Annotated in this window: 9 protein-coding genes; 4 read left to right on the plus strand and 5 right to left on the minus strand. The window is 40.2% G+C overall.

All coding sequences use genetic code 11. The annotated features are described in order from the left end of the window. Positions 1-153 precede the first annotated feature (153 nt). The 4 genes from U1E44_RS06480 to U1E44_RS06495 form a co-directional block, all read right to left on the minus strand. On the minus strand, positions 154-1,653 hold the full coding sequence (locus tag U1E44_RS06480; protein ID WP_322930244.1) for a mandelate racemase/muconate lactonizing enzyme family protein: 1,500 nt from the start codon (positions 1,651-1,653) through the stop codon (positions 154-156). 220 nt (positions 1,654-1,873) lie between these two features. After that, on the minus strand, positions 1,874-3,403 hold the full coding sequence (locus U1E44_RS06485; protein WP_322930245.1) for a SusD/RagB family nutrient-binding outer membrane lipoprotein: 1,530 nt from the start codon (positions 3,401-3,403) through the stop codon (positions 1,874-1,876). 13 nt (positions 3,404-3,416) lie between these two features. Continuing rightward, the gene (locus U1E44_RS06490; protein ID WP_322930246.1) at positions 3,417-6,920 is read right to left on the minus strand and encodes a SusC/RagA family TonB-linked outer membrane protein; all 3,504 of its coding nucleotides are present in this window, start codon (positions 6,918-6,920) and stop codon (positions 3,417-3,419) included. A gap of 140 nt (positions 6,921-7,060) precedes the next feature. Further along, positions 7,061-8,218 (minus strand): FecR family protein, encoded by a 1,158-nt coding sequence (locus U1E44_RS06495; RefSeq protein WP_322930247.1) that lies wholly within the window; start codon positions 8,216-8,218, stop codon positions 7,061-7,063. Between the two features lie 127 nt (positions 8,219-8,345). On the opposite strand from U1E44_RS06495, the gene U1E44_RS06500 reads away from it, so the two are divergent. Next, positions 8,346-8,942 carry an RNA polymerase sigma factor gene (locus U1E44_RS06500; protein ID WP_322930248.1) on the plus strand — a complete coding sequence of 199 codons (597 nt, stop codon included), beginning with the start codon at positions 8,346-8,348 and terminating at the stop codon, positions 8,940-8,942. Positions 8,943-9,310: 368 nt separating this feature from the next. Beyond that, positions 9,311-9,805 (plus strand): hypothetical protein, encoded by a 495-nt coding sequence (locus tag U1E44_RS06505; RefSeq protein WP_322930249.1) that lies wholly within the window; start codon positions 9,311-9,313, stop codon positions 9,803-9,805. 106 nt (positions 9,806-9,911) lie between these two features. Here the strand turns inward: U1E44_RS06505 and U1E44_RS06510 are convergent, their stop codons facing one another. Then, positions 9,912-10,871 carry a lipid A deacylase LpxR family protein gene (locus tag U1E44_RS06510; RefSeq protein ID WP_322930250.1) on the minus strand — a complete coding sequence of 320 codons (960 nt, stop codon included), beginning with the start codon at positions 10,869-10,871 and terminating at the stop codon, positions 9,912-9,914. 361 nt (positions 10,872-11,232) lie between these two features. Here U1E44_RS06510 and U1E44_RS06515 point away from each other — a divergent pair, with 361 nt between their 5' ends. Together U1E44_RS06515 and U1E44_RS06520 are read left to right on the plus strand one after the other, a co-directional pair. Further along, on the plus strand, positions 11,233-11,901 hold the full coding sequence (locus U1E44_RS06515) for a response regulator transcription factor (RefSeq protein ID WP_322930251.1): 669 nt from the start codon (positions 11,233-11,235) through the stop codon (positions 11,899-11,901). Further along, a complete protein-coding gene (locus tag U1E44_RS06520) occupies positions 11,898-13,286 on the plus strand; it encodes a sensor histidine kinase (RefSeq protein WP_322930252.1) in 1,389 nt (462 codons plus the stop codon). The genes U1E44_RS06515 and U1E44_RS06520 overlap by 4 nt, the downstream gene beginning before the upstream one ends. The last annotated feature ends 44 nt before the right edge of the window (positions 13,287-13,330 follow it).

A 13,330-nucleotide genomic window follows, 5' to 3' on the forward strand; every position in this document is an offset into this window, starting at 1 on the left:
TACGTATTATTACTGATTTAAAACATTGGAGGAACGATCCCGAAGTGAGTCTTCGGGATGTTCTTCCTTTCAACTAAACTAAACTAACTCAAACAATAGCGTTTCATTTTTTGTATAAAGTGCCTTTATGAGTTCTAGTCCTAATAAATACATTTAACTATACGTTCTATCGTGAGAACGTAATTCGTCCCATTCTTTAGTAGGAGCAAAGAACGTTTTATCCCTTTTATCCAAATGCTCTTTTACCACATCCAAATTAAGCTCAATACCCAGTCCGGGAGCGGTTAATGGTACGGGCGCAAATCCTTTATCAATCATTTTACCTCCACCGGTCATGGTTACCATGCTTTCCCACCACGGTACATCTACGGAATGGTGCTCTAATGCCAAAAAATTCTGTGTAGCGGCGGCACAATGCACATTGGCCATAAATGATACCGGGGTTCCTGCCTGATGCATCGCCATGGCAATCCCAAATTCTTCCGCATAGTCGCCAATTCTTTTGGTTTCCAATAGACCTCCTGAAGATGCTAAATCCGGATGAACGATATCAACCGATCTGTTGTGAATAAGGGGTTTAAAATTTTCTAGGAAATGAATATCTTCACCGGTAGTGGTAGGTGTTTCTATGGCATCGGTTATGGTTCGCCATTGTTCGGTATATTGCCAGGGCACCATATCCTCGAACCATGCCAGCCGGTATTTGTCTAATGACTTGGCCAATCGGATCCCGTTATTGAGGTCAAAATGCCCGTAATGATCAGTAGAGATGGGAATTTCATAGCCTACCATGTTTCGTACATTTTCAACAATTTGCTGTAAATGTTCTAGGCCCTTTTCTGTAATTTGGATTTGCGTAAATGGGTGCATGGTATTTCCGTAGGACATGTAATTTCGTTGGTCGCCCCATTGACTCAGCCTACCATTGGTATCTTCCCAAAATTTACCATTAACTACCGTACCGGGAATACCGCGAAGCGAGGCAATGGACACATCCATTTTTAGCCAGGTATAGCCTTGTTCCTTTATCCGGTAATTAATAAGTTCCTGTTGTTTTGCAGCATCGGATGGTTCCGGTGTATCGGCATACAAACGTACTTTATCCCTATATCTTCCGCCTAATAATTGCCATGCAGGCACATCATAGGCTTTTCCACAAATATCCCACAGCGCCATTTCCACAGCACAAACGCCACCCGCTTGGCGTGCAGGAGCTCCAAATTGTTTTATGCTTTTAAAGATCATTTCCACATTACATGGATTTTTCCCTAAAATGCGACTTTTAAGCATAAGGGCATAACGAACATCGGCGGCATCACGAACTTCGCCTAAACCGTAAATACCTTGGTTGGTATCTATACGTATTATGGCTGTACCGCCCATCACCGCTGTTAGGGCATAGCGCATATCGGTGATTTTTAGTTCCGAAGGAGCCGATGAACGCTTTACTTTTGAGGTGGTTTCAGCAATGCGATCCTCAAAGGAATAGCCCATAAGGCTCGTGAGACCAATACCGCCTAAAGCGGTTTTTTTCAAAAAGTTTCGTCGGTCATCAGCGGTTTTAGGATTTTCTATTTCAGACTGCCGCGATGAAGTGTACGCTTGTTCTTCTTTTTTGTTTTTATCAATTAGTTCTTTTAAGACATTTTTCATTTGCACAGTGTTTATGTGATTATTTTCAATCTAAAGATTCCCCGACCCTTGGGTTGGGGTTTCCCATTTACCTCTCCTTTGGAGAAGTCGGAACTGCCTTTTGGCAGTTCCGGGTAAGGTAAAATACAAAATTTCGGTTTTTGGCTCAAAGGCCAAAATGAAACTGGCGAATACCCCTATGGCTTGCCTCGGGGATAGTCAGTTTCAAGAAATTTTTTATTTAGTTGTGCCACCAAACTTTGGTGTCTAAATTGTCTGGTCCCATTCTGGCAACCGCAGCATCTAAGTTCGCTTTATTCACTGCAATTTCGGAAGTAGGATAGGTTAACCTATTGATAAAATCACCTGTTATGTCCTGACCGGGGAACGGATTTGGGGATAATGCGGGAAACCCAGACCTACGAAAGTTGGCAAAAGCTTCTGGGCCATTTAATAAAGAGGCTACCCAATATTGAGAATTGATTTGTTCTAATGCGGTGGCTGCTATCAAGGGATTATTTGCCACATAAGTGTCTATGTCAACACTTGCAATTGTAGCAGCAGCTCCATAATCGGCCAATTGCTCCATATGCGCTCTAATACCTGCTTCGTAGTACTCTTCGGCGGTACCGGCTACCCAACCACGGGTGGCGGCCTCGGCTAGTAATAGTTGCGTTTGGGCATACGTAAGTAAAAATGCCGGCGCAGTTTGGGCTCCTAGGGTAAAGCGATCTAGTTGCGAAAAGTCGAAAAAACTAGCCAGTCCTAAACCACTTGCCACAGCGGCTATGCTTGCATTGTCATGTCCCATGGGCATACCTATTTGATCCGCAGCATCTTTGGACGTTCTGTCTAAAGTTTGTTCGGAACCTGAAGAAGCTCCAATGAAGCGGATTGCCATAGCAGACAATCTGGGGTCATTGGTACTCGCTAAAAAATCGATAAAATTTGCGGTTAAGTAAAAATTATTAGCTTCTGATCCGTTAAAAAAACCGTTATGCGGATTGCTAAAATTATTATCGTGGCGTACAACAAAATTATCGTCATTCGATTGTAAAACGCCTCCGGCAAAGGCTGCTTCAACAGTTTGCCGCGCTAAGGCATTATCTACATTTACCAAACGCATACCGGCTCTTAATAATAACGAGTTGCCAAGTCGTCGCCATTTATTGAGATCGCCGGAATACAATACTTCTCCGGATTCTGGATTTGCACTTTCGCTAAATGCAGCAGTAGCCTCTCGCAATTCCTTTATAATGTCGGCATATATTTCTTGTTGCGCATCATATTTGGGAAATGTAATTTGGTCAGAGAAGCCTTTTCCCGCTTCAAAATAAGGGATATCCCCATATTCATCGGTAAGTACCATAAAGGCATAGGCTTCAATAATTCGGGTCATTTGTAATAAATTGCCTCGTTCGGGACTGTCAGCGATTTGGTCTAAAATATCCCCTGTGTGTTTAATTACATTTTGATAGTAATCGTTCCAGTGGACTTCGGTAGCCGTCCGGTTATCCTGATTAAAGTTAGCCCCAGTGACCACCCCGGAATTGGGCGTAATGATCTGCTGTACAATTCCGGCATCATACACGACGTTGCCAAAACTCTCAAAAGAGAGTCCGATAATGGCATTGTTCAATAAAAAAATCGGGTTGATACTCTCACTGGTAGGGTCTACCTTATTTGTATTGATTTCGTCAAAATTATTGTCGCATCCTGTAAACGCAAACATGAGGGCAAAAACAATGAAAGTGTTATATGTATTTTTCATGATTATGTATATCTTAAAGTTTAACGTTTAGATTAAAACCGATGCTTCGGGTTGTAGGAACTCCTGTAGATTCCAAGCCTGAAACATTATCTGAACTGAAGCCGAAGGAATCCGGATCGATGTTGTCTACCCATTTTTTTATGAGCCACACATTATTGGCCACTAAACTGAGATTAACCCCTTTGATGGGCGAATTTTCAGGAATAAATTTGTTGAAATTATACCCTATATTAATTTGCCTTAGTTTCCAGAAACCACCGTTATATACAATAGGTTCTACAATTTGTGATGTGCGCACTACCTCCCAAAAAGGTTGGGACGGAGTAGCTACCGTATTGGGCTGTCCTTGTTGGTTAACACCTTCTCCTATGACACCGGTTTCTCTTCCGGGAAGGGTCATTTTATGAAGACCATGACGAACCGCATTGAAATTGGTTCCGGAAATCATTTTATTGCCTAGTTTAAAATCAATTAAAAAGGAAAGCGTAAAATCTTTGTAGTTAATGGTGTTGGTGATACCTCCAATCCAGTTGGGCAATGCACTTCCAAAGAATTTAATGTCATCAGAGCGTAATGCACGTCCGTCATCACCAAAAACTTGACGGCCTTGATCATCAAATTTATAACCGAAACCTGCTAACTGTCCAATTTCTTCTCCTACAACTTGAAATAAGAAACCGTTAAACACATGGTTGCCCACCAAAATACTCTCGCCGGCTTCTTCAGTTTGTAGGCTTATTACCTTTGTTTTGTTATAAGAAGCATTAAAATTAATATCCCATTTTAGATCTTTTGAGCGAATGGGAGCTAACGTTAGCATGGCCTCAATACCATCACTTCGGCTTTCACCACTATTTATTAATGTACTTATAAAACCGGAACTGTTAGAAACCTGAGCTGGAATAATTTGATCAAAAGTAGATTTTCGGTACACGGAAACATCTAGTCCAACACGGTTATCAAACATTCTTATATCAAAGCCTGCTTCAGTTTCCTTGATACGCATGGGGCGTAAATTTCGATTAGGCAAGACCGTAGTATTGGCCCCGGCAACAGGTTGAGAAGAACCATCTGCACCGCTAAAAAAGTTAGCGTTAACATTGTAGAACAGCGCATCTGAAAAAGGGGGTACATCGGTATCACTACCTACTTCTGCATAGGCCAGTCTCAACTTTCCGAAGGAAAGCCAACTAGGAAGGTTTTCAATGGCATTTGAAAAAATGTAGCTTCCGGAAACAGAGGGGTACGATATACTCCTGTTCTCATCGGAAAGGGTAGAAAACCAATCATTACGAATAGTTCCACTTAGGTAATACGTGTCTTGGTAGGAAATATCAGCAGCAGCATACAACGAGTTTACAGCGCGTTCCGTACGGCTAAAAGTAGGGTTTTTTGCCCTTCCGTTTTGTACGGTATACAAATCGCGAATCACAAAATCGGTCACATCTACCCTGTTCAAGTCGGTTCTTCGATTCATTTTATTGCCACCTAGATTAAGACCTACATTAAAGTCTTCTCCAAAGTCTTTATTGGCTGAAATAAGAAAATCCAAGTTGGTTTCTCTAAACCTGCGGGATTCCTGAGTATAGGTCCCGTTTACAAACCCTGCTGGAGCAGCAGGTCTTGATGCTTGCCCTGTGGGGAATCCGTTAAAATCCTGATCTCTGGACCAATAATCTTGTCCGAGACGACCCTGTACAAACAACCACGGAAGAATGTCGTATTTCACTGTAACATTACCAAAAAAACGATCGCGGACAATGTTGTTGAATTGCTCCGATAGCGTAAAGAAAGGATTGGTTCTGTTTCGAAAACGCGAATACACAAATTCATTCCCTTGGGCATCAAACTTATTGGCCTCCAAGAGATCTAAAGGCATAGAATTAGCCAGATTGTATAAGGCCACCGGTATGGTGTTGTCTTGTTGCCCTACGTTGGGTGGGTTTGTATTTTTTTCGTTAGAGTAATTTACATTGGCACTTACGGTGAGTTGATCTGATAAATCATAAGTGGTACCCAAGTTTACCGTGCGGCGCTGAAAATCGTTATTAGGAGTGATACCTTCACTATCTAAATTGGATAATGATAAATTGAAGCCCCCTTTTTCACCGCCACCTTCTAAAGAAACGGAATTGGTAATATCAAAACCGGTGCGGTAAAATTGGTCAATGATATTACGTTGTGGCACATACGGTACTTCAATACCATCAAACAATACCTGTGTCAGTCCCGGTTGAAAACGTTCGCCAAAAGACCATTGTCCGGATGTTGGGTTGGCCGTTGTTGGTCTTACGCCATTTTCTCCTTGTCCGTATTCGTATTGATAATCCGTAAAATCCAGTACGTCTTGACTGGCAATGCTAAGGTTATATGTTACGCCAATGCCTGCACCACGACCTCTTGTTTTTGTGGTAATCATGATAACACCATCTTTGGCTCTTGAACCATAAAGCGCAGCACCAGTGGCTCCTTTTAAGATAGTCATGCTCTCGATATCATCGGGATTTATACTAGAAAACCCATCGCCACCATCTGAGGTAACTCCACCGGAATTGAATCCGACTTCGCTGCTTGTACTTCCAGGGCTTGTGCCAAAAGTAGTATTGTCTATGGGAACCCCATTTACTACAATGAGCGGATTATTGGTGCCGGAAATGGACGATTGCCCTCGGATTCTTACTTTAGATGATCCGCCTGGACCCGTGCCCAAACCTTGTACGTTTACACCGGCTACTTTGCCCTGCAAGGTGTTCATGAAATTGGTAGAACGGTTAACATTCATTTCCTCTGCATCTACTTTAGCTACAGAATACCCTAATTTTCTCGCATCTTGCTTAATACCAAGAGCCGTTACAACAACTTCATCTAATCCTTGGGCGTCTTCCACCATAACCACATTAAGAACAGTATTGTTTCCTACGGTTCGTTGTACTCGTGTCATGCCTATAAATGAATAAACTAAAATTGTTTGATCGGAAGGCACTTCAATGGTATAATTACCATCAAAATCGCTGGTGGTTCCGGTGGTGGTTCCTTCTATGTATATGGAAACACCGGGTAGAGGTTGCCCACTTTGATCCGATACGGTACCGGTTACAGAGCGCTGAAATAGCGCTGTGGCTAAGGGAGTGATTGGCCTAATTTCCTTTAATTTTAATGTATCCGTTTTAAAGATGATATGGCTGTCAACTACTTCAAATGTAATTGCGGTGCCTTGAAAAATAGACTTTAAAACTTCTGAAAGCGGCGTATCTTCAACCTTTATGGAAATCCGTCTCTTATAATTGACCTCCTTATCGTTATAGAGAATCTTGTAGTCTGTTAAAGATTCAATTTCTTTTAAGGCCTTTTCGACCCTAACACTCTCTAGATGTAATGTAATTTTTGTGTCCAACGCATTCTCTTTAGATTGCAATTGGAACGCTGAAAAAAGAAATACGCAAAAAGAGAGGATCATTTTTACATAGTGCGTTTTAGGATAAGAAGCGGTGCTCCTTATCTTCTGTTGATTTTTCATACTTTTGTAATTGAGTTAGTGGTTAAACAATGATTTGATCACTTCGATAATTAGCGGGGAATGTGCCAGCATTTCCCGTTTTTTTGTTTTTTTAAATAATAGCGTTGTTCTTTTAAGTCATAGGCTACTTCTTTTTATGGTTAATTGATGATTACTTGGTTGTTTTGTACATGAAATTTTATAGCAAAATTTCGGCTAAAGGCATGTAATACTTGTTCAATGGTTTCCGTATCAAAACTGGCCGTAAATACTTCTTCATCTACCGCTTTATTGGTATTGATGATTTTTACATTATAATGTCGTTCTAATTTTTTCAATATATCACTAAAAACCATGTGATTAAAAACCATCTTTCCGCTTATCCAAGCAACATGCTCCTCGGTGTCTACTTCTTCTAATGCCATTTTGTTGCTACTTTTGTTCCAACTGGCTTTAAAACCAGGCTCTAATACTGTTGATTTTTGTTGGGTAAATTGTTCTCCTTTCATAAACAGGCCTACAGCACCTTCTACCAATACAGTATTCATCTGATTATCTTCCGGATAAGAAGACACATTAAATCGGGTTCCCAAAACCCTAATATTAACCTCATCGGTATGTACTATAAAAGGTCGATGGGCATCTTGTACAACGTCAAAAAAAGCTTCCCCCGTGAGAAATACATTTCTACTTCCCTTTTCTAAAAAGTGTACAGGATATTTTAGGGAAGAGCCTGCATTTAGATGTACCTTAGTACCATCTCCCAATGTAATTTCAAATTGTTTGCCATAAGGAACATTCAGTTTATGGTAAACCACTTCTTTTGAGCCATGCATCGTGTCATAATGTAGCAGATTTCCATTTTGGGTACCCACGTTTTCGCCTTTGCTATTACGAATGGTTCGGGTGTCATCTTTTGATATAAATTGCACACCACCATCTTCCAAATACAGGGTTATTTCGTCTTGCTTGGGGATCAGCTCTTCTTCTCCTTCCGGTATAAAAATCCGGTCTTGAAAAAAATAACCGATTCCTAAGAAGGTAATCACCACAGCCGCATATTTTAAGTGCTTCATCTTTTTTAAGCGATTCAGAATACGTTTATCTTGTTTTATTTTTTTTACTAAATTTTGTTTAATCTTGTCCGTATTAAATTCCGTCATTGTATGGCTAATAGCGTAGTTTACTTCTACAAATTCGTTTAATTTCTGTTCGTTTTCCCATTTCGATAACCAAAGTTGAAGCAATTCCAATTCGCTGGCGTCAGCGGAGTTGTACATGAACTTTACGATAATCGTTTTTATGTCTACTTCTGACATTAAAAAATGTTTATTTTACACTATTACGAAGCCAATTTGTGATACCCCTACATTTTTCTTAAAAAAGACTTAATTTTTTTTGATTTATTTCTATATTAGAGGGTCGTTAATTTCTAATTTCATAATAATGAACCTCGATTATTCTGATAGTAGTAAACTTATTTCGGAGCTTATTAATGGAAAGGAGGATGCCTATGCGTTTTTGGTAGATACCTATAACCATAGGTTGTGTGTGTACGCCATGGGGTTAACCAATGACAAGGATAGAGCAGAGGATATTGTGCAAAATGTTTTTATACGAATTTGGGAGATGCGGAAGAATTTAAAGGCCTCCTTTTCAATTAAAAGTTATTTGTATAAATCGGTTTATAATGAATTCATAGATCAAAACAGAAAACGACAATCTGTTACGGCTCTAGAAAAGAAATACATTGAAGCGCTAGATCAAATTGTAGAAATTGATGAAGATCGACTGGAAAAGCGTATTTTACTGGTGCGGCAAGAAATTGAAAGATTGCCTCCAAAATGCCGAAAGATTTTCTTTTTAAGCAAGGAAGAAGGGCTGAGTAATATGGAGATTGCCGAGCGTCTTGATCTTTCTGTAAAAACCGTTGAAGCCCAAATGACAAAGGCTTTTGCGAAACTACGCGCAAAACTAGTTGGCACACCCCGACTAGAGCCTTTATTTTTTCTTCACTTCGGGAAGTACATTCCAATGGAATAATACCCCCCATCCATCGGCTTGCAATTGTAATGATCTAAAAATCTCTTTTAATTGTGTTAATTTAGTCCTATAGCGTTATTTGTATAGTTAAAAATCGTTTGTTTTATACGGAAAGCAGCAATTGTTCGTTAAAAACACCATGGATCATCTTGTGAAAATAACCCTAAAAGCACGGTATATTTATCTAGATACGTAACGGCGGATTACAGCTGCCTATCCTGGCGGGTCTTACCGTTTAAAGACAATATAATTATATGAAACGAGCCATGCTAAAATGTAGAACACACAGGAGAATGATCAGTGGCGAGTTCCATTCCTGCGCTGAGCGCAGGCGAAACATGACCCATTTTATAAAATAGATAGAACACATGAATAAATATTTTTTGGTAGTTCTTTGGCTCTTTAGTTTTGGTTTTGCCATAGCGCAAGTGGCAGATGATAAGTTAAAACATTTGGGTGCCGGTGTGGTAATTGGCGGTCTTGGAGGGTTGGCTGCAAACAAGCTATTTAACGGTGACCGGTATTGGACCTGGTCTGCTGCGGTTGGTGGCAGCCTTGCTGCAGGAATCGTAAAAGAGAGTTATGATGAGTCTAGAGGTGGCAAATTTAGTTCCAGCGACGTGCTCTACACCACATTGGGCGGAATAATCTCTGGTTTGGCCTTTGAGCTTTTTGTGAACCGCAAACAATGTCGTAGACGTGGCCGACCCTGTAGTTGTTATGCTTCCATTACGCCAGCACCTGCCAAGACGTCCATTAAAATAGGGATAATCCCCGCAGATCTCTCAGAAAATGCGTCGCGTAGTTTAGTATCGGCCATGCAAGCGCAACAGCTGCGGCTACATCATTATGCTATGCATTAGGTTGGAATAGCGCTCTGGGGACAAAAATCTTGTGACTATTAGCTAAGATCCTTTCGCCACGGTTCAGTGCTACAATTAAAACGGAGTATAAGATATTCAAGGTTGCTTAAAAACGACGTGAAATGGAAAACACCATAAACTGATGTCTTATGGTTTGCGATGCTTCGGCAGCGTTATAACGGTAGCCCACAAAATAACCTGTGTTCCTTTTTTGCCATTGAAAATCAATACCACCATGAAAGACAACCTTTTCCGGGGCCACTGTAAATTCCGAGCTATCGCCAAAAAGATGACCTTCTAATAGGGCGTTATAGCCCACAAAACGATATCCGGCTTTTATACTTACAAAAAGCTCACTAGTTCCAACACGCTTAAAGGCCATGCTGGAGGAAATGGGATTGCGTTTTCCAAAATGCAAGAGTAGCTCGGGCTGTGCATAGATATCCTTAGTACCTAATGCAATTTGCGGATGAAATCCAAAATAAATGCTGAAAGGATTGGGTGCCCATTGCCATTCATAGACATAGGCAGCATACATATTGGTATGGAAACTGTTCGCAATCTGACCTACCCAAGTGGGCTCATCCGAGGATATAATTGTCCTATGATACCATTTTTGAAGGCTTCCGGCACCCGAGATGCTTCCCGTTACACCAAGGAGTACACCCAGTTCTAATGCATGGTTCGCTTTGGCATAGGACCAAGCGCCTTGTACCCCTAAAAAACCAGCATAAGGCCGATCCATTTTATTAAAATCACTTGTTTCTATTTCAAATGGGGTATGCATTTCTTGTGTAAGGGTAAATGAAAGTTGTTCGTTACCATTGCTAAAAAGGCCATTCGGAAAGGCCTTTCGAAACGTGAAAAATAACCCTGCAGTATAATAGTAATCGGTGCCCATAAGCAGATCGTTGTCATGGCGTATTTCTATTTGATAGGGTAAGGTGGCGGCAATAATGCTATCGTGCAGTTGCTGCGCGTAAACGAAATTGTAACATAAGAGAAAAGCAAGTGCTATATAACTGGCGGCTGTTGGTTTTGGTAGAACTCCCTTCGATGTCTTCAAAAGCAATATGTGTTTAGGTCAAAAGGCGTGTCGTGTGTCAAACCCCATTCATCTTATGTTTTGGCATAGCCCAATATACATAGATATAATTTGTTTGTCGATAAAGTACCTCATACTTTCACCCGATTCTCCTATTTTTGGGTTGGATTCAAAAGAAGGGTTCGTTGTAACCTACTTTAATAAAGGTGCCTTTATGAGACAAAATTGTTTCGTATAGATAAAGAGCTCATGAGTTGCGACCCACGCCATGGTATTATATTTTGAACAAGACAAATTAAGTTCCCGTTTTTAAGCTTCAATTTTAAGCATATCTTAAGAAAGACCTAAGGCTATTATAAATTTAAAGCGTAACTTTTGTACCATGAGAATTTTAATCGTAGAAGATGAGCCAGGTATTTATCAGTTTCTTAAACAAGGGCTTGAAGAAGAATCCTATATGGTAGATGTGGCCGTAGAAGGCCAAAAAGGACTTCAGTTGGCACTTTCCGGCGCATACGATTTGTTACTGCTAGATTGGATGGTTCCGGGAATGAGCGGCATTGAGATTTGCAGGCAGTTTAGAAAAGAATTTAAAGAAACCCCAGTTCTATTTTTAACTGCGAAAGATACGGTAGATGAGACCATTTTTGGATTGCAATCCGGGGCGAATGATTACATTAAAAAGCCCTTTCATTTTGAAGAACTTTTAGAACGCATTAGAGTACAGCTACGTCCAAAATCCGGCGAACATCATATTTTCACCTTAGGCACTATTAGCTTAAACACTGCAAAGCATCAGGTGTTAAAAGAGGGCAAGGAGATTTCGCTAACACAAAAGGAATTTGCCTTACTAGAATATTTAATGCGCAATAAAGGAATGGTATGCCGAAGATCCAGAATAATAGAACACGTTTGGGATATTCATTTTGATTATGATACCGGAGTTATCGATGTTTACATTAATGCGCTGCGCAAAAAACTGCACCTTTCGGAAACAGAAAATTACATACAAACAGTAAGGGGTATAGGTTATATTGCTAAAGAAGGATGAGTCTAAATTTCAAAAACAGAATTGCTCTATTATATATGCTGGCTACGGCTATCATGATTGCCTTTGCCTTTGGCGCTGTTTATTTTGTAGTACAGGAAACCGTATATCAAAATATAGATAGCGATCTGGCGTATGAAGCCAACAAACACACTTCCGAAATTAAGATAGTGGGCGATAGTATTAAAATCATCAACAAAAAAGAATGGGAAGAAAGGGAGCATCGGGAGGTACAGGTAAACCCGGTGTTTATCCAAATATTAGATAAAGAAGGAAGGTTTATGGATAAATCGCCTAACCTAAAAGAACAAGAGCTTTATTTTAGGGAAGGGGCATCCTATGGGGGGCATTATAACGAAACCCTGAACCAAACAAGCATACGTCAAGTGCAGGTACCTATAGAGGTAAATAGTAGCCTTCGCGGATTTATCATTGCGGCCATGTCTTTAGAATCTTCCAAAATGGTATTATTAAACCTGCGGAATGTGTTGTTTATCTCCTATTTGTTGGTATTGGCGATACTCTATTTTATTTCTAGGTATTTAGCCGGAAGAAATATTGCGCCAATTACCCATATCACGGAGACCACGAACAGAATTACCAAAAACAACCTGAATGAACGCGTAGCGCTACCAATGCACAAAGATGAGCTTTTTGAACTCTCGTCCAGTATAAATGAACTTTTGCAACGTATTGAAAATGCCATTGAACGAGAACGCCAATTTACCTCAGACGCATCACACGAACTGCGAACACCTTTGGCCTCATTAAGAGGAACTTTGGAAGTGCTTATTAGAAAACCCCGAGAACAGGCAGAATATGAAGCCAAAATTGCGTACAGCCTTTCCGAAATAGATCGGATGACGACCACTATAGAACAATTATTACTACTGGCTCGCTTAGATAGCAATAGCAATAAAAATAATACTAGCGTTACCCTACCATTGATGGCTATTGTGGATGACATTCTTTTGCGGCATAAAACCGAAATTACGGCTAAAATTTTAAAAATTGATTGTACTTCGGATGCTCCGGTAGAAGCAGCTGTGCCGCTATACTATTCCAATTTAATTCTAGATAATAGTATACATAATGCCATAAAATACTCTAAAATTAGGGGCAAAATTACCATTAAAATACACCACACAAACACGCATCTTATTTGCGAAGTTAAAGACAACGGAATTGGAATTAAACAGGAAGATGTAGGTTTGGTTTTTAATCATTTTTTTAGATCGGAAGCTTTAGACCATAAGCATATTACCGGCAATGGACTTGGGCTTTCTATTGCTAAAAAAGCTGCCGAGGCTATACAAGCCCATCTATCTGTAGAAAGTGAACTTGGCCAAGGAATGCGGTTTACAATCTCATTTTTAAGGGAATCTTAAGGCAAATAACAGCAAATACTTAGGTGCAACCTGTACTTTTAAAA

Source organism: Aurantibrevibacter litoralis, assembly GCF_034651555.1.
Taxonomy (GTDB): Bacteria; Bacteroidota; Bacteroidia; order Flavobacteriales; family Flavobacteriaceae; genus Aurantibrevibacter; species Aurantibrevibacter litoralis.